This is a genomic window from Oceanobacter sp. ABM4_470 (genome assembly GCF_056158645.1).
In genome coordinates this window covers 1,028,381-1,050,917 of sequence record NZ_JBSWTR010000001.1, presented here as the reverse complement: position 1 = coordinate 1,050,917, position 22,537 = coordinate 1,028,381, and the positions used below count along the sequence as shown (strand labels likewise).

At 54.4% G+C, this 22,537-nt stretch carries 22 protein-coding genes and 5 tRNA genes; 6 read left to right on the top strand and 21 right to left on the bottom strand.

Annotation, left to right across the window (positions count from 1 at the left end):
* Nucleotides 1-66: 66 nt before the first annotated feature.
* From nadA to clpB, 18 genes are all read right to left on the bottom strand, one after another.
* Nucleotides 67-1,101: a quinolinate synthase NadA gene (gene nadA / locus ACXADJ_RS04545; protein ID WP_475063578.1), complete on the bottom strand. Its 1,035-nt coding sequence runs from the start codon at nucleotides 1,099-1,101 to the stop codon at nucleotides 67-69.
* A 135-nt stretch (nucleotides 1,102-1,236) separates the two neighbouring features.
* Nucleotides 1,237-1,312 (bottom strand) — tRNA-Lys (locus ACXADJ_RS04540).
* A 29-nt stretch (nucleotides 1,313-1,341) separates the two neighbouring features.
* A tRNA-Lys gene (locus ACXADJ_RS04535) sits at nucleotides 1,342-1,417 on the bottom strand.
* Nucleotides 1,418-1,461: 44 nt separating this feature from the next.
* Nucleotides 1,462-1,537: transfer RNA gene (locus tag ACXADJ_RS04530), tRNA-Lys, on the bottom strand.
* Between the two features lie 50 nt (nucleotides 1,538-1,587).
* Nucleotides 1,588-1,663, bottom strand: a tRNA-Lys gene (locus ACXADJ_RS04525).
* A 78-nt stretch (nucleotides 1,664-1,741) separates the two neighbouring features.
* Nucleotides 1,742-1,817: transfer RNA gene (locus tag ACXADJ_RS04520), tRNA-Lys, on the bottom strand.
* Between the two features lie 59 nt (nucleotides 1,818-1,876).
* On the bottom strand, nucleotides 1,877-2,668 hold the full coding sequence (gene ybgF / locus ACXADJ_RS04515) for a tol-pal system protein YbgF (RefSeq protein WP_475063576.1): 792 nt from the start codon (nucleotides 2,666-2,668) through the stop codon (nucleotides 1,877-1,879).
* A gap of 3 nt (nucleotides 2,669-2,671) precedes the next feature.
* Nucleotides 2,672-3,247: a peptidoglycan-associated lipoprotein Pal gene (gene pal, locus ACXADJ_RS04510; RefSeq protein WP_028294190.1), complete on the bottom strand. Its 576-nt coding sequence runs from the start codon at nucleotides 3,245-3,247 to the stop codon at nucleotides 2,672-2,674.
* Between the two features lie 35 nt (nucleotides 3,248-3,282).
* Nucleotides 3,283-4,563, bottom strand: a complete 1,281-nt coding sequence (tolB, locus tag ACXADJ_RS04505; RefSeq protein ID WP_475063573.1) for a Tol-Pal system beta propeller repeat protein TolB — start codon at nucleotides 4,561-4,563, stop codon at nucleotides 3,283-3,285.
* Nucleotides 4,557-5,456 (bottom strand): cell envelope integrity protein TolA, encoded by a 900-nt coding sequence (gene tolA / locus ACXADJ_RS04500; protein ID WP_475063571.1) that lies wholly within the window; start codon nucleotides 5,454-5,456, stop codon nucleotides 4,557-4,559. Before tolA ends, tolB begins: the two co-directional genes overlap by 7 nt.
* Nucleotides 5,446-5,901 (bottom strand): protein TolR, encoded by a 456-nt coding sequence (gene tolR / locus ACXADJ_RS04495; protein ID WP_475063569.1) that lies wholly within the window; start codon nucleotides 5,899-5,901, stop codon nucleotides 5,446-5,448. Before tolR ends, tolA begins: the two co-directional genes overlap by 11 nt.
* 1 nt (nucleotide 5,902) lies before the next feature.
* A complete protein-coding gene (gene tolQ, locus ACXADJ_RS04490; RefSeq protein ID WP_028294194.1) occupies nucleotides 5,903-6,610 on the bottom strand; it encodes a protein TolQ in 708 nt (235 codons plus the stop codon).
* A 26-nt stretch (nucleotides 6,611-6,636) separates the two neighbouring features.
* Nucleotides 6,637-7,047: a tol-pal system-associated acyl-CoA thioesterase gene (gene ybgC, locus ACXADJ_RS04485; RefSeq protein ID WP_475063567.1), complete on the bottom strand. Its 411-nt coding sequence runs from the start codon at nucleotides 7,045-7,047 to the stop codon at nucleotides 6,637-6,639.
* The gene (gene ruvB, locus ACXADJ_RS04480; protein WP_475063564.1) at nucleotides 7,044-8,066 is read right to left on the bottom strand and encodes a Holliday junction branch migration DNA helicase RuvB; all 1,023 of its coding nucleotides are present in this window, start codon (nucleotides 8,064-8,066) and stop codon (nucleotides 7,044-7,046) included. Before ruvB ends, ybgC begins: the two co-directional genes overlap by 4 nt.
* Nucleotides 8,063-8,674 carry a Holliday junction branch migration protein RuvA gene (gene ruvA / locus ACXADJ_RS04475; RefSeq protein ID WP_475063562.1) on the bottom strand — a complete coding sequence of 204 codons (612 nt, stop codon included), beginning with the start codon at nucleotides 8,672-8,674 and terminating at the stop codon, nucleotides 8,063-8,065. Before ruvA ends, ruvB begins: the two co-directional genes overlap by 4 nt.
* Nucleotides 8,675-8,742: 68 nt before the next feature.
* Nucleotides 8,743-9,285, bottom strand: a complete 543-nt coding sequence (gene ruvC / locus ACXADJ_RS04470) for a crossover junction endodeoxyribonuclease RuvC (RefSeq protein WP_475063559.1) — start codon at nucleotides 9,283-9,285, stop codon at nucleotides 8,743-8,745.
* Entirely contained in the window at nucleotides 9,282-9,737 is a 456-nt protein-coding gene (locus ACXADJ_RS04465) for a protease complex subunit PrcB family protein (protein WP_475063556.1), read from the bottom strand. Before ACXADJ_RS04465 ends, ruvC begins: the two co-directional genes overlap by 4 nt.
* A gap of 278 nt (nucleotides 9,738-10,015) precedes the next feature.
* On the bottom strand, nucleotides 10,016-12,616 hold the full coding sequence (gene clpB, locus ACXADJ_RS04460; RefSeq protein ID WP_475063552.1) for an ATP-dependent chaperone ClpB: 2,601 nt from the start codon (nucleotides 12,614-12,616) through the stop codon (nucleotides 10,016-10,018).
* Between the two features lie 345 nt (nucleotides 12,617-12,961).
* Here clpB and ACXADJ_RS04455 point away from each other — a divergent pair, with 345 nt between their 5' ends.
* Together ACXADJ_RS04455 and ACXADJ_RS04450 are read left to right on the top strand one after the other, a co-directional pair.
* Complete coding sequence (locus ACXADJ_RS04455; RefSeq protein ID WP_475063550.1) at nucleotides 12,962-13,861, top strand: DMT family transporter; 900 nt, start codon at nucleotides 12,962-12,964, stop codon at nucleotides 13,859-13,861.
* A 196-nt stretch (nucleotides 13,862-14,057) separates the two neighbouring features.
* Nucleotides 14,058-14,975: a LysR family transcriptional regulator gene (locus tag ACXADJ_RS04450; RefSeq protein WP_036536661.1), complete on the top strand. Its 918-nt coding sequence runs from the start codon at nucleotides 14,058-14,060 to the stop codon at nucleotides 14,973-14,975.
* 67 nt (nucleotides 14,976-15,042) lie between these two features.
* On the opposite strand, the gene ACXADJ_RS04445 is transcribed toward ACXADJ_RS04450, so the two are convergent.
* Nucleotides 15,043-15,486, bottom strand: a complete 444-nt coding sequence (locus tag ACXADJ_RS04445) for an acyl-CoA thioesterase (protein ID WP_475063546.1) — start codon at nucleotides 15,484-15,486, stop codon at nucleotides 15,043-15,045.
* A 251-nt stretch (nucleotides 15,487-15,737) separates the two neighbouring features.
* Between ACXADJ_RS04445 and ACXADJ_RS04440 the strand changes: the two genes are divergently transcribed.
* Nucleotides 15,738-17,867 (top strand): carboxy terminal-processing peptidase, encoded by a 2,130-nt coding sequence (locus tag ACXADJ_RS04440; RefSeq protein ID WP_475063543.1) that lies wholly within the window; start codon nucleotides 15,738-15,740, stop codon nucleotides 17,865-17,867.
* A gap of 801 nt (nucleotides 17,868-18,668) precedes the next feature.
* A complete protein-coding gene (locus ACXADJ_RS04435) occupies nucleotides 18,669-19,004 on the top strand; it encodes a hypothetical protein (RefSeq protein WP_475063541.1) in 336 nt (111 codons plus the stop codon).
* Here ACXADJ_RS04435 and ACXADJ_RS04430 read toward each other — a convergent pair whose 3' ends face one another.
* Complete coding sequence (locus ACXADJ_RS04430; protein WP_475063539.1) at nucleotides 19,005-19,649, bottom strand: DUF938 domain-containing protein; 645 nt, start codon at nucleotides 19,647-19,649, stop codon at nucleotides 19,005-19,007.
* A gap of 195 nt (nucleotides 19,650-19,844) precedes the next feature.
* Here ACXADJ_RS04430 and ACXADJ_RS04425 point away from each other — a divergent pair, with 195 nt between their 5' ends.
* Nucleotides 19,845-21,575: a proline--tRNA ligase gene (locus ACXADJ_RS04425; protein ID WP_475063537.1), complete on the top strand. Its 1,731-nt coding sequence runs from the start codon at nucleotides 19,845-19,847 to the stop codon at nucleotides 21,573-21,575.
* A 95-nt stretch (nucleotides 21,576-21,670) separates the two neighbouring features.
* Nucleotides 21,671-22,186, top strand: coding sequence for a lytic transglycosylase domain-containing protein (locus tag ACXADJ_RS04420; RefSeq protein WP_475063535.1), 516 nt, complete (start codon nucleotides 21,671-21,673; stop codon nucleotides 22,184-22,186).
* A 110-nt stretch (nucleotides 22,187-22,296) separates the two neighbouring features.
* Here the strand turns inward: ACXADJ_RS04420 and ACXADJ_RS04415 are convergent, their stop codons facing one another.
* Nucleotides 22,297-22,512: a hypothetical protein gene (locus ACXADJ_RS04415; protein ID WP_475063533.1), complete on the bottom strand. Its 216-nt coding sequence runs from the start codon at nucleotides 22,510-22,512 to the stop codon at nucleotides 22,297-22,299.
* Nucleotides 22,513-22,537: the final 25 nt, after the last annotated feature.

Here is a 22,537-nt window from a genome sequence, read left to right as displayed (position 1 = left end):
CGCTACAAACCAACCCCATAAACAAAAACGGCCGCTCAATGAGCGGCCGTTTTGTCAGGTATCGATTCAGGCTTTGAAATCCAGCATACGTTGCAAGCTGCGGATAGCATCCTTACGCAAGGCTTCGTTAACAAAGATTTCCTGATTGCCGTTTTCCAGCACTTCAGCAATGTTGCGCAAGCCATTCATGGCCATCCACGGGCAGTGAGCGCAGCTGCGACAGGTCGCACCATTGCCTGACGTTGGCGCTTCAATCAGCAACTTGCCTGGTACGGCCTGCTGCATCTTGTAGAAAATCGCCTTGTCAGTAGCAACGATCAACGTTTCGTTCGGCAACTCCTGAGCGGCCTTGATCAACTGACTGGTAGAACCCACCGCATCGGCCATTTCCACTACTGACTGCGGGCTTTCGGGGTGCACCAGAATGGCAGCGTCCGGATACACCTGCTTGAGATCCTTCAGACCCTGCGCCTTGAATTCATCATGGACGATGCATTCGCTGTTCCACAGAATCATGTCAGCACCGGTCTCACGGCGAACGTAGTCGCCCAAATGACGATCCGGCGCCCAGATGATCTTCTCGCCCTTGCCATTAAGGTGATTCACAACATCCAGTGCAATACTGGAGGTCACCACCCAATCAGCACGGGCTTTTACTGCTGCCGAGGTGTTGGCGTACACCACCACGGTACGATCCGGGTGCTGATCACAGAACTGTGAGAACTCATCTGCCGGACAACCCAGATCCAATGAACAGGTAGCGTCCAATGTTGGCATCAACACCCGCTTTTCAGGAGACAGGATCTTGGCGGTTTCACCCATAAAGCGAACACCCGCAACGATCAGGGTGCTGGCAGGATGATTGGCACCGAAGCGGGCCATTTCAAGGGAATCAGAAACACACCCACCGGTTTCTTCGGCCAGCGCCTGAATCTCCGGTTCACAGTAATAGTGGGCGACGAGGACCGCATCTTCACGTTTCAGTAGTTCACGGATGCGTTCCTTGTATTCAGCGACCTGATCCGGTGCCAGCTCCGGCTCCGGAGCGGACCAGTAGTCCTGAACGATATTGCGTTGTTCCTGTTTCTCAAGCTGGCTCATATTCTTCTCTGTTGTAAAACACCGCTCTCACGATTGGCCGCAGTGTATCACAGGGGCAACCTTTCTGACGGTAACAGTGTGGTGTGTCCAGAAACGAAAAAGGGAGAAAGCATACGCTTTCTCCCTTTGGGAATATGGTGGGTCGTGCTGGATTCGAACCAGCGACCAATTGGTTAAAAGCCAACTGCTCTACCAACTGAGCTAACGACCCGTCTTTGGAATATCTGATGAGGTTTGAAATGGTGGGTCGTGCTGGATTCGAACCAGCGACCAATTGGTTAAAAGCCAACTGCTCTACCAACTGAGCTAACGACCCACTTCAAATTTTTACCCTGTACTCCTCCGCGAACAGCTGAAGAGTGGTGGGTCGTGCTGGATTCGAACCAGCGACCAATTGGTTAAAAGCCAACTGCTCTACCAACTGAGCTAACGACCCACTTCAGAATGTTACAACCCGTACTTCGAGCAAATGCATGCTTCAAGAAGTGGTGGGTCGTGCTGGATTCGAACCAGCGACCAATTGGTTAAAAGCCAACTGCTCTACCAACTGAGCTAACGACCCACTTCAGATTGCTCGCTTACGGCCAAAGTACCGTAGGCGACTCCTTCATACCCACCAAACGCTCAGTCAATGTTTGAGTGGTGGGTCGTGCTGGATTCGAACCAGCGACCAATTGGTTAAAAGCCAACTGCTCTACCAACTGAGCTAACGACCCGAAGGAGGCGCATATACTACTGATCTTTTTCCGCTTGGCAACCCTTTTTGTTAAAAAAATTAAGGGTTTACGGAAATTTTCTTCAAATAGGTCTCGGCCAGCCTGACAGTGCCTTGTGAACTCCCCTTGTAGGTATCGATCACTTTCTGCAACCACTGACGCGCTTCCGCATCCTTACCACTGCGATGCAAGGTCACCGCATATTTGTAGGAAGCATCTGCCGCTTTGCTGTGGTCCGGGTACTGATCCACTACCTGACGGAAATTGGCCAGTGCAGCCGGGTAGTCCCCACGCACCAGCGAAATTTCACCATTCCAGTAGTAGGCGTTGGCAACCAGATTGCTGTCAGGATGGTTCTGGACGAATTCATCAAACGCCGCATTGGCCTTTTCGAATTCCTTGTCCTTCACCAACTGCATTGCCGCGGCATACGCCTCCTGTGGCGTCTGTCCGGCCGTAGCAGACGGAGTAGCAGCTACCGGGGCGGCCACTTGCTTGTCGGCCTCGTTGGTCAGAAACACGATTCGACGATCAAGATCGAGATAGCGGTTATCACTGTCCTGTCGCAGTTCGCGCAATTCATTGCCTTGCTGATCCAGCTGCTCACGCAGCATCGACAATTCCTGCTGCATTTGTTCGATTTGCATCAGCAACTCGTTCACCAGCGAAGGATCGGCAGATTCAGAAGACGCATCGGCGACGACAGGGGTTTGAGGGCTCGCCAGAACTGGCGCGGTGTCAGAGGAGGAGGCGGGAGCAACGCTAGGCGCTGCTCCAACCGAAACCCACTCCTCCGCCGTGGCGCTGAAAGACGACACCAACAGCGCACAGAGGACAAAATGGGCTTTCATAAATTAACGGCTCTGGTACTTGATCTCTACGCGACGGTTCTTGGCGTAGCTGGATTCGTTGTGACCCATAACCGCTGGACGCTCTTCACCGAAGCTAACTACTTCCAGCTGGGAAGCGCTTGCACCGTTGGCCAGCAGGTAACGACGTACCGCCATACCACGACGCTCGCCCAGAGCCAGGTTGTATTCTACTGTGCCACGCTCATCAGCATGACCTTCCAGTACAACGCGAGCACTGCTGTGAGACTTCAGGTACGCAGCGTGAGCCATCAGAGCAGCCTTGCTGTCGCTCTTGATGGTGGACTGGTCGAAGTCAAAGTAGAAAACAGTTTGCTCCATCAGAGCCGCTTCAGCCTGAGACATTTCAGACTTCAGGGATTCACCGCTTACAGCAGAGGTGTCTACTGCGGTGGTGCCGTTGCTGCTGGCAGAACCGTTGGTAGTTTTGGTCTGGCTTTGTGCAGAAGCGGTGGTGTTGCTTGCTTCGCCTTCGTTAACTTCGCCAGTGCTTGAACATGCAGTCACCAGCAGTGCGCCCAGAGTCAAACCCAACGCTTTGTACAATGCATTCTTTTGCATAACTGTTTTCCCACTCCACTCAATGGTTTTACTTTTTAAAAAATTGGTGACCACGCAGGCTCTCTGACGTCACCGTACTTGGACGGCAGGCGGAATTTAACATCTCCATCCACCGATACTGCCGCCAAGATGCTGCGATCAGCTTCACTGGCTGCGTAAATTACCATACTTCCGTTAGGTGCAACACTGGGCGACTCGTCGAGATCGGTGTCGCTGGTGAGCACCTGAACCATACCGGTTCTGAGATCCTGTGACGCAATATGGAAGCTCTCTCCACTGCGGTGCACATAAATCAACTTGCGACCATCATCCGTGACCCGGGCCCTGGCATTATAATTACCCTCGTATGTCATCCGTTTGACCGCTTTATTACTGGTATCCAGTTGATAAATCTGCGGTCCGCCAGCACGACTGGAGGTAAACACCAGGTGGCGATTATCGGCCATCCATTGCGGCTCGGTATCAATCGCGTAGTGATTGGTAAGACGTTCCGTCTTACGGGTGTTCAAGTCAAGGACATAAATGTCCGGATTGCCCAAATAAGAGTGCACAAACGCCAATTTGGTCCCATCTGGCGAAAATGCTGGCGCACTGGTTGAGCCTTTCATCTTCAGAACCAGCTCACGCTTGCCGGTTGCCAGTTCCTGGAAGTAAATCGCCGTACGGCCGGTTTCAAACGACACATAGGCTACTTTCTTGCCATCCGGAGCCCAGGCCGGCGAAATGATCGGCTGATCGGACGAGAAGATCAGCTGCTCGCGGGCACCATCGGCATCGGCGTAGTTCAGGTTAAAACGAGTTCGGTCACGATTGGTGGTGACGTACACCAGCTTGGTCGAGAACACCCCCGGAATACCGGTCAACTTCTTGAACACAAAGTCGCTGATATAGTGAGCAATATCGCGCAACTGAGTTCCCTTGCCTTTCACGCGATGGCGAAGCAGTTCCACTTTCTGGTGTACGTCCATCACGTAGAATTCCACCGCATAGCCATCACCGTCGCGGCTGATGTTGCCCACCACCACGAAATCCTGGCGCAAATTACTCCATTCTGAATAGACCACTTCGTCCGCCGTGGCCGGTTTGGTAATCATGTTGCTTTCCGGCATCACCCGGAAGTAGCCAGAACCACCAAGATCATTGGCAACAATACCGCTGACGTCTTCTGGCAAGGCATCTGGCCCCACCCAGGCAAAAGGCACCACAGCCACGGGAATGGCCGACTGCTTTCCCTGGGTGACTTCAATCACCAACTCCGCTCTGGCAGCCAATGCCACCACCATCAGGGCAACAAACCCTAACCATCGAGTTACCACGTTGCATTCTCCGGTCTGAAGTTAATCGTGAAGGTTCTGAAATTGCTTTCAAACACCTTGATATCCTTGGGCACTGGCAGCGGTGATGCTTTCATCACCGCTTGCTCTACCGAACGGTCCAGTGCCGAGTTGCCGCTGCCCTTCACCACCGTCACGGCAATGACTTCACCCGTAGGCACCAGGTTAATCCGAACCGTCACTTGTTGGTCCGGCTCGACGCCGGGCGGGTACTGCCAGCTGCGCTCAATCTTGTCGCGTAATTGCGCGGTGTAACTGATGACCGCTTCCTCGCGCTCCTTGGCCAAACGCTCTGCGGCTTCTCGTTCCCGGAGCTCTTGCTCGGCCTGCTCTGCCGCCATGCGTTCCAGCATTTGCTGTTCTTCTTTCAGCTGACGTTCAAGCTCGGCCTGCTGCTGTTTCTTACGCTCGGCGGCGGCTTTCTCTTCCGCCAGTTTTTGCAGGCGGGCCTGCTCAGCCGCTTCTTTGGCTTTTTGCTCCTGGGCCTTCTGCTCCCGGGCTTTTTGTTCTTTTGCCCGCTGGGCCTGGGCGGCCTTTTCCCGGGCAGTCTGCTCAGCCTGTTTCTTTTTCAGCGCCTCGGCTTCGCGTTTCTTGCGGGCCGCTTGCTCCTGTGCCTTACGCTTCTGCTCCGCCAACTGCTGCTGACGCTTGCGCTCAGCCTGCTGTTTTTGGATTTCCTGTTTCTTGCGCTCAGCAGCGGCACGGTTTTCTTCCTGCACCACAGTAGCCACAATGTGTTTTGGCACAGGCTGCGGCAGCTGTGGCTCATCAGCTGGCCATTGAAACCAGAACACCAGACCCACCAGCACGTGCAGCACCACAGCGGCAAACACCGCTGGGGTATAGGACGACGGTGCAAACAGCTTATTTTTCACGACCACCATCCGGGTCCGGCGCTTCGGTAATCAATCCCACGTTTTGCATGCCAGCGCTTTGCAAGCCGCCCAGCAAGGCCACCACTCGACCGTATGGCACCTGTTCATCGCCACGCACCATTACCCGGGTACTTTCAACCTGCGCCTTGACCTTGCTGATGTAGTCCTGAACTTGCGCCAGCGACATCGGCTTGGTGTTGCCTTCCTCACGCTCGATGAAATATTCCCCGGCGCTGGTCACAGACACAATCAGGGTGTTGTCGTCGGGCTCAATTTCCGTCGGCGCCGATTGCACCTGCGGCAAATCCACCGGCACGCTTTGCACCAGCATAGGGGCCGTCACCATGAAAATAATCAGCAGCACCAACATAACGTCAATGTAGGGAACCACATTGATCTCAGCCATTGGCCGACGCTTGGCAACCGGATATTGCATCGGTTCCATATCAGTTGGCTCCTGAGGTTGGCTTGGCCCCCTGCTTCAAACGCAACGCCTGACGGTACAGCAGCGAGGAGAATTCATCCGCGAAGGTGTGCATACCGGTCGACAGCTGATCAACGCGAGTGGCAAAGCGGTTGTAGAAAATAACCGCTGGAATGGCCGCCAGAAGACCCATAGCCGTTGCCACCAACGCTTCCGAAATACCCGGTGCCACAGTCGCAATGGTGGCTTGCTTAACCGCCGCCAAACCATGGAAAGAGTGCATGATGCCCCACACCGTACCAAACAGACCGACGTACGGACTGGTAGAGCCAATCGTTGCCAGCATCGGCAGGTGCTGCTCCAGCGCTTCGGTTTCGCGGGTAATGGCAATGCGCATGGCACGCTGACAGCTGGCAATAACCGCATCCGGATCGGAGGCGCTTTGCTGACGCATCTTGCCGAATTCTTTCAAACCGGCCATGAACACATTCTCGATCGAGCTGGTCTCTTCCTTGGCCTGACATTCGCGGTACAGCTCGTTGAGGTCATCGCCAGACCAGAACCGATCCTCGAAGTCGTGCAGCTCTGCCTTGCTGGCCGACAGCAGGCGGCTGCGTTGGACAATCACCACCCAGCTGCCAACCGAGGCTGCCAGCAACAACAACATCACCAGCTGCACCACAATGCTGGCTTCGGCGATCAAACCAAAAATGGAAAGGGACTCGTTCACTACAGCTCCTGATTCTCTCGGTCGGGTTAGTTACCCTGAATGTTTTCCAAAATCTGTTTCGGGATGGCCATGGCCTTACCGGCAGTCGACATGCAGGCGATGGTAACGCCCGCTTCTACCAACACTTCCGACTGACCCGATTCTGCCATGCGAGTGACCTGATGACGGATACCCAGCCTCGCCTTGCCGATACTATCGACTTGAACCGATACATTGAGTTCATCATCAAGACGGGCCGGCTTGCGATATTTGGCTTCCACCGAGGTAACCACAAACAGAATGCCCTGCTCTCGTAAAAGCTCCTGACTGATGCCCATTGCCCGCAGCCATTCGGTGCGAGCGCGCTCGGTATATCGCAAATAATTGGCGTAATACACGATGCCGCCAGCGTCGGTATCTTCGATGTAGATACGCACTGGCCAATCAAACTGTGTCATTCGGACGCTCCAAACCGGTCTGGCAGGTCCAGTCCAAAGTGCAGATACGCCAACTTGGTGGCCGTGCGGCCACGCGGCGTACGAGTGATGTAGCCTTGCTGCATCAGATAGGGTTCCAACACATCTTCAATGGTATCGCGCTCTTCGCCAATACTGGCCGCCAACGCATCCACACCGACCGGGCCGCCATCGTATTTTTCCATCAGTGTCAGCAACAACCGACGGTCCATATGATCAAAGCCCTGGGAATCGACGTTAAGCATGTTCAACGCCAGATCGGAGCACTGTTTGTCGACCTGACCATTGCCTTTCACCTGAGCGTAATCCCGCACCCGTCGCAACAAGCGGTTGGCAATACGCGGTGTGCCACGGGAGCGGCGGGCAATTTCCGTCGCACCGTGATCGTCCACTTCCAGACCTAACAGGCGTCCGGAACGGGAGACAATGTGTGACAGGTCATCAACGTTATAAAACTCCAGACGCTGAACGATGCCAAAACGGTCCCGCAATGGCGAGGTAAGCAAACCTGCCCGGGTCGTTGCACCCACCAGGGTAAATGGTGGCAGGTCAATCTTGATCGAACGGGCGGCAGGGCCGTCGCCGACCATGATGTCCAGCTGGTAATCTTCCATCGCCGGATACAACACTTCTTCCACCGCCGGGTTAAGGCGATGAATCTCGTCGATAAACAGTACGTCGCCAGATTCAAGGTTGGTCAGCAAGGCCGCAAGATCACCGGCTTTTTCAAGCACCGGCCCTGACGTTGACTTGATCGACGCACCCATCTCCTCGGCAATGATGTTGGCCAGCGTGGTTTTACCCAGGCCCGGCGGACCAAACACCAGCGTATGGTCCAATGCTTCGTTACGGGCGCGAGCAGCACCAATAAAGATTTCCATTTGCTCCCGCACAGCAGGCTGACCGATGTAGTCAGCCAGCTGCTTGGGACGAATGGCGCGGTCCTGATGGTCTTCCGACGGCGTACTGATCGGACTGATGAAGCGATCTGTTTCTATCATGCGTTACCCAGACTGTTGCGAAGCGCCAGACGAATCAGATCTTCCGAACTGTCGGCCTGACCGGCAACCTTGTTCAGCATTTTGGCGGCTTCGGTTGGCTTGTAGCCCAACGCTACCAGCGCCGATTCAGCGTCTTGCAGCATGGAGTCGGCAGACGCTTGCGCTTGCTGGTCGACGGCGTCCCATAATGGGCCAGCGGACTGCCACTCTTTGAGGCGGTCACGCATCTCAACAATCAAACGTTCAGCGGTTTTTTTGCCGACCCCTGGCAACTTGGTCAGCGCCGTTACGTCTTCGGCGTGTACGCAGCTGGCAAATGCATTGACGTCCATACCGGACAGAATGGCCAGCGCCAGTTTTGGCCCGACACCACTGACCTTGATCAGGGTGCGAAACAACGTGCGTTGGCTTTTGTCGCTGAAACCATACAGCTGATGGGCGTCTTCGCGGATGGCAAGATGGGTATAGAGAATTACCGGATCACCGATTCGGCCAAGGACGGCAAAGGTGGAAATCGGAGCCTGAATTTCGTAGCCCACACCGTTAACGTCCAATAAAAGTTCAGGAGCAGATTTTTCCAGCAGAATGCCCTGCAAGCGGCCGATCATAGCGAGTTTACCTGTTTGTAAAGCGGCCTAGCGTAGCAGTAAAGGGAGCGCCAGCTCAACAGATTCGGCTAGCTCGACGGGGGCACAAAACTGCGCATGGAACGGGAGCGTCGGCCAGATGTACGGCCGGAGGTAATGGCCAGATTATTGACCATAAAGGCGTGACACAACGCAATCGCCAACGCATCGGCGGCATCCGCCTGCGGCTTGCCTGGCAACTTGAGCAAACTTTGCACCATGTGCTGGATTTGAGTTTTGTCGGCGCCACCCATACCGGTCACTGCCTGTTTGATGGCACGAGGCGCGTATTCAAACACTGGCAGGCCCTTCTGGGCAGCAACCAAAAGCGCTACACCACGGGCTTGACCCAACTTCAGGGCAGAGTCGGCGTTTTTACCCATGAAAGCCCGTTCAATGGCGTATTGATCCGGTTGCACCTGATCAATCAATGAGGAAATCGAACTATGAATGATATTGAGCCGGTCAGGGATCTCACCTTCACCGCAGCGAATGCAGCCGCTGGTCAGGTATTCCGTTTTTTGGCCAATCACACGAATCACCCCGAATCCCGTCAAGCGGGAGCCGGGGTCAATGCCAAGAATAATGCTCAAGAATCACCGCTGACGCTGTTATAGCCAGAGTGATAGAAATCCCACTCCGCACCACTGCTGTCATCCACCACGTGCAGATGGCCCCAGTTATCGGGCAGTGAGACGCGCAAACACGGATAGGTCAGCACTTGCGGCACCATCATGCCGGGCTCTGGGGCAGTCTCGCGAAAATGCAGCGTTACCGAAGCTCCGGTTACGGTCGACTCAGTCACCATCACGTTGTAACCAGCGGTTGGACGGCGACCCAGCGCAATGCGCACGCGACGTTCTTCGTCCTGGATATACACACCGGCCTTACCGTAACAACGCAGTTCAGATTCTTGTGCCAGTCGCACAGCCTGCGGCTGCTCAACAGGGGCTGCGGACACATCAGAGGTAGAAGTGGTTGCGCAGCCGGTTGTGGCTGCCAATACGGCGATCAGTGCCGAAGAAGCCCAAAAGCGATTCATCATCGATCAATTCCAAATAGATTCCATTCAGTGTGGCACAGCATGCTAGCTCATTTATTGATGGGAGCAATGACACGTGCAGCCACTATTCTGACTTAAAACGCCCGCGGCGTACGCAAATACAGTCACCTGCCGTTCAGAAAACAGACTTTCCAGTTAGGAATCTATCGCATTTAAACGCAAAAGCCCCGCCAAGGCGGGGCTATAGTGAACACAAACAACAATTCTATCAATAGCATATTAAAGACGGCGGTGAACCGCCGTCACTTCAGGATTTGGCCTTACTGGCTGCGAAACACCAGCCGGGCCTTGCCACTTTCGTCTTCAGCAACATCGCCCAGGATGACGTCACCCGGCATAAACTTGCCAGACAAAATGTCCTGTGCCAGCGGATTTTCAATCCACTGCTGTATCGCCCGCTTAAGAGGACGTGCTCCAAATACCGGGTCGTAGCCAATGTCCACCAGCCGAGTGAACGCAGCATCCGTCAGTTCCAGCGTCAGCTCCCGCTCCATCAAGCGGCCTCGCAACAGTTGCAGCTGGATATCGGCAATGCCACGAATCTGGTCTTTCAACAGTGGATGGAACACCACAGCTTCGTCAATCCGGTTAATGAATTCAGGGCGGAAGTGCGCACCAACAATTTCCATCACGGCGTCACGCATTTGCTCGTATGGCTCGTCTTTATACAGGGTCTGGATGACATCCGAGCCCAGGTTCGACGTCATCACCAACACGGTGTTTTTGAAATCGACCTTGCGGCCCTGACCGTCGGTCAGCTGACCATCATCTAACACCTGCAAGAGGATATTGAAAACATCCGGGTGCGCTTTTTCGACCTCATCCAACAAAATCACCGAATACGGTTTACGGCGCACGGCTTCGGTCAGGTAGCCACCCTCTTCGTAACCGACATAGCCCGGAGGCGCTCCAATCAGGCGAGCCACCGAATGCTTCTCCATGTATTCAGACATATCAATCCGCACCATGGCGTCCTTGCTGTCGAACAGGAAGGTCGCCAACGCCTTGCACAACTCGGTCTTGCCCACACCAGTAGGGCCAAGGAACAGGAACGAGCCGTTCGGACGATTCGGATCAGACAGTCCCGCCCGACTGCGACGTACCGCATTGGATACTGCCTGAATGGCCTGGTCCTGACCAACCACCGAGTCGTGTAGAACCTCTTCCATTTTCAGCAGTTTTTCACGCTCACCTTCAAGCATTTTGGTCACCGGCACACCGGTCCAGCGCGATACCACTTCGGCAATTTCGTCTTCGGTCACCTTGTTACGCAGCAAGGTGAACTCCTGAGTGCCTGTCGCTTCGGCCTCGTTGGCGTTGGCCAGCTGCTTTTCCAGTTCCGGGATTTTGCCGTACTGCAATTCAGACATGCGCGACAAGTCACCACTGCGGCGCGCAGCATCCAGTTCCAGTTTGGCCTGTTCCAGTTCTTCCTTGGCTTTGCTGGCACCTTCCAGCAGGGCTTTTTCGTGTTTCCAGACTTCTTCCAGCTCTACATAGGCACGACCTGCCTTGTTAATTTCTTCGTTCAGACCACTCAAACGCGCCTTGGCTGCGTCGTCTTTTTCTTTCTTCAGAGCCTCTCGCTCGATCTTCAGCTGAATCAAACGACGCTCAAGACGATCCATTTCCTGCGGCTTGGAATCGATTTCCATACGGATCACCGAGGCCGACTCATCGATCAGATCGATGGCTTTGTCCGGCAAACGGCGATCGGTAATGTAGCGCTGTGACAGTTTGGCCGCCGCAATGATGGCGCTGTCGGTAATCTGCACGCCGTGGTGCACTTCGTAACGTTCTTTCAGGCCACGCAGGATGGCGATGGAGTCTTCCACGGATGGCTCGTCCACCAGCACTTTCTGGAAACGACGTTCCAGCGCGGCGTCTTTTTCAATGAACTCGCGATATTCATCCAGCGTCGTAGCACCCACGCAGTGCAGTTCGCCACGGGCCAACGCCGGTTTGAGCATGTTGCCCGCATCCATGGAGCCTTCGCCCTTACCAGCGCCAACCATGGTGTGCAGCTCGTCAATAAAAAGCACAATGCGGCCTTCTTCTTTGGACACGTCTTTCAGCACGGCTTTCAGACGCTCCTCAAACTCACCGCGGTATTTGGCCCCGGCAACCAGTGCGCCCATATCCAGTGACAAAATGCGTTTGTTTTTAAGCGTATCCGGCACTTCGCCATTCACAATGCGCTGAGCCAGACCTTCCACCACGGCGGTTTTACCCACACCTGGCGGACCAATCAGCACCGGATTATTTTTGGTACGGCGCTGCAACACCTGGACGGTGCGGCGAATTTCTTCATCACGACCAATCACTGGATCGAGCTTGCCCGCTTCAGCCCGCTCGGTCAGGTCGATACAGAATTTTTCCAGTGCCTGACGGCTGTCTTCGGCATTGGCGTCTTTCACAGTTTCACCACCACGCATATCTTTGATTGCTTTTTCTGCAGCTTCGGCAGTCAGGCCGACGTCTTTCAGCGCCTTGCCGACTGCACCACGATCTTCCAGTGCCACCAGCAAGAACACTTCGCTGGATACGTACTGGTCGTGCATCTGCTGGGCTTTCTTCTCGGTCAGGTTCAGCAGTCGGCCCAACTCCGGAGAAATCTGAATCTGGCCATCCGGTGCGCTGACCTTCGGCTGGTCGCTCAATATTGTTTGCAGACGCTGCTCGAATTGCGGCACATGCACGCCACCACGGCGCAGCACGTCTTTTACCGAGCTATTAGCTTGCTGTAGCAGTGCCAACAGCAAGTGCACAGTGTCAATTTGATTGTGGTCTTGTCCCAGTGCCAGACTCTGGCTTTCAGCCAGGGCGTTTTGCATACTGGTTGTCAAACGATCCATACGCATACGAAAAATCTCCAACGTAATGACTGCAGACTTTGTTACACAACACGCGACCGCTGCAGTTCTTTGTGATGATCCTTATCTGGAGTCAACTTGAACATATTTCAAGTCCATCACGTTAAAATTTAAAATAATTAATAGACATTCCCAGCACACCCGACGGTTCACATCCGATATACTCTGCTGTCTTCACACCACTATCGCTATCAACCAACAGCCGCTATCAACCAGCAGCTTCATGCAGCGTCTCCCGTAAGCACGCACAGGAGAGCAGCGAACCGAGAAAACAACGGTCATCAAACCGTTAAATAGTGGCTATCTTCCATTTTTAAAGACCCGGATTCGTTCTTGTCCCAGGATATCAAACGCGGTGCTCTGTTCTTGCTGGCTGGCGAAGCCTTGCTGGCCATCATGGGCGCTATCATCAAGTCCCTGTCAGACGATCTGTCCACCGAACAGGTTGTCTTCTTTCGTAATTTGTTTGGGCTGCTGGTGCTGATGCCACTGCTACTTCGCAGTGGCTCGCAAATGCTCAAGACCAGCCAGTGGCATTGGCACCTGATGCGCGGCATCGTTGGCCTCAGCGCCATGTACTGCTACTTCTGGGCATTGGGTAACATGCCGCTGACCGAAGCATTTCTGGTCAAGCTGTCGAGTCCCTTCTTTATGCCGTTGATCGCGCTGTGGTGGCTGAAAGAGCCCGCCGGCAAGTATAGCTGGCTGGCACTGCTGGTCGGTTTTGCCGGTGTCTTCGTTATTCTGCGCCCTGGCGGCGACAGCGCCTTGACCCAGGCCGCGCTGGTCGGCTTGCTGGGGGCCTTTTTGGCTGCACTCGCCAAGGTCACCATTCGTCGGATGTCCGCCACCGAGCCGAGCCAACGCATCGTGTTCTATTTTGGTGTTGTCGCCACGCTGGTGTCCTTCCCGGCGGCGCTACTCAACTGGCAGCCAGTGCCAAGCTCCGCCTGGTGGGTCATCGTTGCCATGGGCGCAGTGGCCACTGCCGGTCAGTTAGCCATGACCAAAGCCTATCGCATCGCCCCGACCGGCAAAGTCGGTGTGTACGTATACAGCGCAGTGGTGTACGGCGCCTTGATGGGTTGGCTGTTCTGGGATGAAATCCCGACCTGGGCCACCGTCGCGGGGGCCGCCTTGATTGTGCTGGCAGGGCTGATCAACCTGAAATCCCCCAAGGCCGCCAAGGCAAAACCGGATGGCCATGTTCAAAACGGTCCGCCGACGGCCTGACCCAAAGACGGCAAGAAATCAGTAAGGGGGCCGTAAAGGAGCGACCGTCGCCCCCAAACCGGTAATTTCCTGTCAAAGATGTTATTTATCGAGCCACTTGCAAGAATCAGGAACTAATAGAGCTGATTATTTCCTTTCATTTAACTATAATTTCGGCAAGCTCGATGACTTACACAAACGATGGCCGCCTAGCCCTATGTCCAGAATAGACACTCTGCAAACCTTTGTTTCCGTGGTGCGTGCACGCAACTTCACTTCTGCTGCTGACGCACTTGGCGTCACGCCGTCCGCTGTCAGCAAGCAGATCAGCGGCCTCGAAGAACGTTTGGGTGTACGCCTGCTTAATCGCACCACTCGTTCGGTGAGTCCCACAGAAGCGGGGCAGATGTTCTATCAGCACTGTGAGAACATCCTCGAGTCCATTTCCGAGGCAGAAAAGCTGGTCACGGATTTCGACGTTACCCCACGCGGCCGCTTGCGCATCACGGCGATGTCAAATTTTGGTCGCCGCGAGCTGGCGCGCATGTTCAATGATTTTTCAGAAAAGTACCCGGACATCAGCTTCGACCTGCACATTTCTGATCGACCACTGGATATCGTCAAGGAAGGCTACGACTTCGCTCTGCGCATTGGCACGCTGGAAGATTCCCGCCTGATCGCCAAGCCGGTCGCCCGTCAGAACATTGTGATTTGTGCCTCCCCTCAGTACCTGAAAAGCTGGGGCACACCGACGTCGCTGGAAGACCTTAACAAGCACCGCATTCTGATGGTCACCAATGCGGAATTTGCCCGTATCAACTGGCTGCGTCAGTTTGAAAAAGACCATGGCTTCACCCTGTCCAGCGTCGAGCGCAAACTGTCGGTCAACGACATCGACCTGGTCTATGAGGCGTGTTTGGCAGGCATGGGCATCACTGCTATCCCGACCTACATTGCCGACCACCACTTGCAAACCGGCGAACTGGTGCGGCTGTTCAGTGATGTTGAAATTCCGGTTCGCACCATCAAGGTGGTGTTCCCGCAAAACCGTTATCTGGCGACCAAAAGCCGCGCTTTCCTCGACTTCATTACCGAGTACTTCGACGACCTTGGCATCAGCTCTGAAGAAGCCTGAGTTTCTTTAACAGGACGGCGGCTGAGCAGTCGCCGTCCTGATACTGCTATTCCCCTGCTACTTCCCCCTACGATTCCCCGACTCTGTCCGGTGCACAGCGCTGCAAGAACACCGGCGGTACACGGGCTAATTTGCGTTCGTCGTAATCAAAAAATACCAGGCCGGTTTTGGCCTCTGCGACCAAACGCTCCTGATCGGCATTGCTGACGCGATAGACCATGTCACAGCCGTACTTGTTGAATTCGGTCAAGCTCATTTCAAACGTCAACATATCGCCAACAAAAGACTCGGCCCGGAAACACACGGCCAGGTCCGTTACCATCAAACCAAACCCACCAATATTGAACTCGGCAAAATCAAAATGACGCAGGTAGCGCAGCCGCGCTTCGTGCAGCAAGGTCACCATCCGGTCATTACCCAGATGATTGCCATAATTGATATCGGATACCCGTACATCCAGATCCACCTTGAATTCAAATTCTTCAGGTAAATCAAGGGTTATGCGCGCCATACTACTACCTCCTGCATTGACACTTCCTCGCATGACCATTGTCGCGCGGGGGAATTTATTTTCGTTATTTGTATCTATACTTGGGCTACCGGCTACTTCACCATCACCCGCATTACAACGGGCTATACTTGGCATATTGATTGCCGTGTTTTATGGTGAATCAATAGCGTCAAAAAGAATAGCGATGCACCGCAAGATAGCAAATACGCGGATACCTACCCGAGACACTGAGCGAACCGGCTGACTATTTTATGTATCAAAAGATTTTCAAACCCTTTGTTTCGTCCCTGCTGCTGTGCCTGACTCTGGCTGGCAGCCTGAATGCGGTTGCCCAGATCCCGGATGTGGTTCCTGGCACACCAATCCAACCGCTTGAGCCAACCCGCGAGCAAGCGGTTACTACTCAGCAGATTCTCAACAACCTGCTGCGCGGCCACTACGAATTGCAACGACTCGATGACGCCCTGTCCGAACGCGTGTTCGATCTGTATCTGGACGACCTCGACTCCACCCGCAGCTACTTCCTGCAATCCGACATCAACGAATTCACCGGCAGCCGCAAGAAGCTGGACGACGTTTTGCTGCGTGGCGACCTGAGCATCCCGTTCGCCATATACAATCGTCTGGAAGAGCGCATCAATGAGCGCCTGACCTTTATGATCAAGGAGCTGGATGAGAACGCGGCCAACTACCGCTTCGATGATACCGAGCGCCTCGACCTTGATCGTGAAAACGCCCCTTGGGCGACGTCGACCGCCGAGCTGGACGACCTGTGGCGCAAGCGCCTGAAGAACTCCATCCTTAACCTCACCATGAGCGGCAAGGATCACAAGGCAGCGCTGGAGCTGCTGCACAAGCGTTACCAGAACCAGTTGAATCGAATTCACCAAACCAAGCCGGAAGATGCCTATCAGGCCATCATGAATGCGTTGACCCGCTCTTTTGACCCGCACACCCAATACTTCTCGCCACGCAACACCGAGAACTTCAATATCAATATGAGCCTGTCCTTACAGGGCATTGGTGCGGTACTGCAAAGCGAAGATGAATACACCAAGGTGGTGCGCCTGGTGCCGGCAGGCCCGGCCGACAAGGCCAAGAATCTGCAGCCTGCGGACAAGATTATTGGCGTTGGTCAGGATGCAGATGGCGAAATCGTCGACGTGATTGGCTGGCGTCTGGATGAAGTGGTCGACCTGATTCGTGGCCCCAAAGGCAGCACCGTTCGCCTTGAAATCATCCCGTCAGATGCCACCACCACCGACACCAAAGTGGTTTCCATCACCCGTGATGAAGTCAAGTTGGAAGAGCAGTCAGCTCAGAAAGAGGTGATGACCATCGAAGAAAACGGTAAGAAGCACAAAATTGGCGTGATCGACCTGCCAACCTTCTACGTTGATTTTCAGGGCAAGATGGAAAATCGCCCGGACTACAAAAGCACCACCCGAGATGTCGCCAAGCTGATCAAGGAATTGCGCAAAGAGAATATTGAAGGTCTGGTGATCGACCTGCGCAACAACGGCGGTGGCTCCCTCGAAGAAGCCATCAGCCTGACCGGCCTGTTCATTCCTCAAGGCCCGGTTGTGCAGGTACGCAGCGCCCGCGGCAATGTCGATGTTCTGCCTGACCAGGACCCAAGCGTGTTGTACGACGGTCCACTGGTGGTGCTGGTTAACCGCCTCAGCGCGTCGGCCTCGGAAATTTTTGCGGGAGCCATGCAAGACTATGGCCGCGCCATTGTGGTGGGTGGCCAAACCTTTGGTAAGGGCACCGTACAGTCCTTGCGCCCACTGCGTCATGGCCAGCTGAAAATTACCCAGGCCAAGTTCTACCGGGTGTCTGGTGACAGCACCCAGAACCAGGGCGTGATCCCGGACATCCTGTACCCAACCCTGTTTGATACCGACAAAATTGGCGAAAGCTCGCTGGAGCGTGCCTTGCCCTGGGACACCATTCGTCCGGCCAAGTACGTACACGACAACCAGATTTCCAACGCCATTGCGGTGCTGCGCAAAGAGCACGCCGAACGCGTCAAGGATGATCCGGACTTCATCTTCATGCGCGAACAGAAAGCACTGGTTGAGCAGCTGCGCGAACAGACGGATGTCTCTCTTAACGAGCAGCTGCGCAAGCAAGAACGTGATGCCAACGATGCCAAGCGCCTGGACCTGGAAAACAAACGTCGTAAAGCCAAAGGGCTGGAACTGCTGACGTCGCTGGACGAGAAAGAAGCCGCCGATGACAAAGCCACGGAAAACGCTGACGAGGCCGACGAAAAAGAAGATGAAAAAGCCGAAGAGGATGCCCTACTGACAGAATCCGGTCGCATCCTGCTCGACTACGTTCAGCTTGAGTCTGCCCAGAAGCAAGCCGCTCGCTAAGCGCTTTTCTCGCGGTTCATTCGAAACGCCCACCCTACCAGGCAACAGAGTCTGAGCACGGTGGGCGTTTTGCTATCTGCATCTCCGCACAAAACCCCTGCCACACTCAAACCCAGCCGCATACAAAACCAGCAGACTAAAAACGCACTGACAAAGCGCACAACATGCAGACAAAGAACTGCCGCTGCGCATCGGGCTGAATAGTTATGGGCCCATGCGGTAGCACAACAGCATCAGCAACCTGCGTTAAAACCATACCCCATGTGATCGGTTGCCAATTTGCGACAGCCGTTGTCGCTACATCACACAGGCAGGGGCATTAATTGGCTCTATCAATGCCCAACCGCATCCTGTTTCGAGCTGCACAGCGACATTGTCAGCATGGTCAGCTGCCCTAACAGGTCGATCCTGTCGATGGCATTGATCTTGATACAACAACAGTAACGTACGGCTTTGCGTCGTTTACGTTGTGCTCTCAGGGAACCGACAGGTACCCAATTACCTGTTTAGCGCTCGGCGGGCTTGTTCGCCGGGCGTTTTTTTATGCCCGAAAGATGGCCCGCACCGCTCAGCACAGGCCAATGCGGGATACTTCCGAACAAGAAACCGCGATGAGCACAAAGTGTCCTGAGGCTGCCGGGCTGCTGTTTTTCACACCGTATAATTAACCACTTGGCAAACCCGTTCTTTGTTCCATTAAGTGCCACAAAGACAACATTCTTAACAAAGCTGTAACTCAGAACACCTAAAAAATGTTATCTACTTCACAAAATAATTGTTAGCTGTATCAGGAAGCCTTCAATGGATATCAAACGACTGAGACTCAACAGCACACTTCAAACGGCACTTCAGGTGCTGAAACTGCAACTGGAATTGCACGACGGGCACGCAGTGCGCGCCAATAAAAGTGTTGAAGAGCTCACCACCCTAATCAGTAAAGCGCTGGAATCCGAGTCGGAGCCCGTGCTGGATGCACTGGTGCGAACCGTGAGTCTGATGGACGACAAACAGGTGGTATTTTTTGAAGTGTTGGGGGTCGATTTCACCCCATTGAAAGAATGGATTCAGCTACAGCAGCCTGGCCGTAAACGCTCACGACTGCGCAGCTTCAGTGAAGAAAACAGTGTAAGAGCCTGATCAGGCGTATTTTTTCAAAATCAGAATGCGGTTGTTGGCCGGCATGGCAATGTCTTTAATCAAACGCAGCTTTTCTTTGCGCGCCGCCAACACCACCTGTTCCATATCCTTGATGCCCGCTGCCGGGTCGATGTCCCGCTTGACCCACTCATCCAATGCCTTATTGCCATCACTGGTGAACGCTCCGTCGTAATTAAACGGGCCATAAAGAATCGCCACTCCGGCCTGACGCAATACCCGCCCCACACCAGCCATCATACTGCGCAACTTCGGCCAGCTGATGAAATGCGCCACGTTGGCAGCAAAAACGGCATCAACCTGCTTCACCGGCCACAGGTCCTGCGCCACATCAAGAACCAAAGGCGGCAGGAAATTATTACGGCCAGCTCGCAATCGACGGGCATTGATCACTGAAATACGCTCAGCCAGCTCCGAGGGTTGCCAGGTAACCTCAGCCAGCCGGGCGGTCACGTATTCCGCATGCTGGCCTGTGCCACTGCCGATTTCCAACACCACCGAATGAGGCTCCAGCACGGATTCCAGCACATCCACAATGGGTTGCTGATTGCGCAGACAGGCTTCCGAAACCGGCAAGTCAGCATGCTCAAGAATCTGGAATTCCGGTAGTTGATCAGCCGGGGTCATAAGGTTTCCTGTTGGATCGGGGCTAAGAGGCGTGCCACCGCAGCACACTGGGCGGCAGAGTATTCCAGCGCCGAATACGACACAAGTATACAAACGACGAAAATATCAAATAATTCGCCAAATTGCCGCGAGCCAGCTCAGACAGTAGAATCGGGGCCAATTACACGTTTTGACAACCGGATTCGACGAGCTGATATGCGCGCAACAGAATTTTTGATCGCCACTGAAAAAGAAACTCCCGCTGATGCGGTTGTTGTTAGTCACCAGCTGATGCTGCGTGCAGGTATGATTCGCAAGCTGGCCGCTGGCCTTTACACCTGGATGCCTCTGGGCCTGCGCACCCTGCGTAAGGTCGAGAACATCGTACGTGAAGAAATGAATCGCGCCGGTGCCCAGGAAGTACTGATGCCCGCCGTACAACCTGCCGAGCTGTGGGAAGAAACCGGCCGTTGGTTCCAGTACGGTGGCGAACTGCTGCGCCTGAAAGACCGTCACAACCGTGACTTCTGTGTTGGCCCAACCCACGAAGAAGTCATCACCGACCTGGCTCGTAACAACATCAGCAGCTACAAGCAGCTGCCACTGAACCTGTACCAGATTCAAACCAAGTTCCGTGACGAAACCCGTCCTCGCTTCGGTGTGATGCGTTCACGTGAATTCATCATGAAAGACGCCTACTCATTCCACGCCAACGAGGAAAGCCTGGCAGAGACCTACGACAAGATGCACGAAGCCTACTGCAACGTGTTCAAGCGTATGGATCTCGACTTCCGTCCGGTAATGGCCGACACCGGCTCCATTGGTGGTGCCAAGTCCCACGAATTCCAGGTACTGGCCGATTCTGGTGAAGACGACATCGTGTTCTCCAACGCCAGTGACTACGCTGCCAACGTTGAACTGGCAGAAGCACTGCCACCGGTTGGCGAGCGCCCAGCAGCCACTCAAGCCATGGAGCTGGTGGACACCCCGGATGCCAAGACCATTGCTGCTCTGGTTGAACAGCATGGCATTGCCATTGAAAAAACCATCAAGACCCTGATTGTTCGTGGCGAGAAAGACGAAAATGGCAACTACGAGCTGATTGCCCTGTTGGTTCGTGGCGACCACGAACTGAACGAAATCAAAGCCGAAAAACTCGACGGTGTGGCCTCTCCTTTTGAGTTTGCCACCGAAGAAGAAATGCGCCCAATCGTCGGTGCCGGCCCTGGCTCCATTGGCCCTGTTGGCCTGAAGATGCGCATCATTGCCGATCATGCCCTGTCCGTCGTGTCTGATTTTGGCGCTGGCGCCAATATTGATGGCAAGCACTACTTCGGCATCAACTGGGAGCGCGATCTGCCACTGCCGGAATTTGCCGACCTGCGCAACGTGGTGGTTGGCGACCCAAGCCCATGTGGTAAAGGCACCATCGAGATCAAACGCGGTATCGAAGTCGGTCATATCTTCCAGTTGGGAACCAAGTACTCCGAAGCCATGAAGGCCACCGTACTGGACGAGAACGGCAAGGATCGCACCATGATGATGGGTTGCTACGGCATCGGCATCAGCCGTGTGGTTGCGGCTGCGATTGAACAGAACCACGATGACAATGGCATCATCTGGCCAAACGCCATCGCACCGTTCCACGTTGGCATCGTGCCAATGAACTACCACCGCTCCGAAGCCGTGCGTGAAAAAACCGAAGCTCTGTACGCCGAGCTGACCGCTGCGGGTCTGGAAGTGTACCTGGACGACCGCGACAAGAAGACCAGCCCGGGCGTCAAGTTTGCTGATATGGAGCTGATGGGTATTCCGCACCGCATCGTGATTTCTGATCGCGGCCTGGAAGCGGGCACCATTGAGTACAAGGCGCGTCGCAGCGATGAGAAACAGGAAATTGCCGCTGAAGAACTGGTGGCCTTCCTGACGTCCCAGGCGAAATGCTGATAGAACCACTGCACAAGGGCCTCAGCGCCCTTGTCACAGCATCGCTGACCTGCTGCCTGCTCTGGGGCCTCTCACTCCAGAGCCAGGCAGAAGCCATGCCCAATCACGACCCGGAGCTGCGTCAGGCCCTGCTTGAAGCCGCCTCTGCTGCTGAGTCTTTCCCTGATCGTTTTGATGCCGAAGTCTGGCTGGTTGATATGCAAGCCCGACTGGCTGGCATGAATTGGATCAAACTCAAGAACCGCAAACGACGGCTGGAATTCCTCCGGCTGGTGCATCAGGAAGCCACCCGGGCAGGTATCTCGCCAGAAATGGTGCTTGCGGTTATTCACGTTGAAAGTGCCTTCGACCGCTTTGCTGTGTCCCGTGTAGGCGCCCAGGGCTACATGCAAATCATGCCATTCTGGAAACGTGAGATTGGCCGTGAAGACGATAATCTGATGAGCATGGCCACCAACTTGCGCTACGGCTGCACCATTCTCAAACATTACCTCGACAAGGAAAAAGGCAACTGGATACGGGCACTGGCTCGTTACAACGGCAGCCTTGGCCGCACCACCTACCCTGAAAAAGTCCTCGATCGTTGGCAGCGCTATTGGCTCTACCAATAAGATTGCTTCTCAAATGGAAAACCTTTCTAATTTTTCGATCAAACCCCACGGTATTATCTAATATTCCTTTTTATCAATAGCTCGGATACTTTGATGACAGTAAGGCTGACTTAGCTGGCGTTTATGCCAAAAGCGACAGCACTCTTATCGACGTAGAACCAGGTCGAAGCATCAGATTCCAGGCAGCCACCCGTGGCTGTCAGAATGTGGCCAAGCCACAGCACCCGGGCGTCAGCCCAAACAAGGAGCGTTTGGTTAATGGGAAACCATGACGGCGCCACCTCAAAAAAGCGGCCATGGAGGGCCGCTTTTTTGTTTTCTGACATCTTGTTCTGATGTCTGCTGTTCACT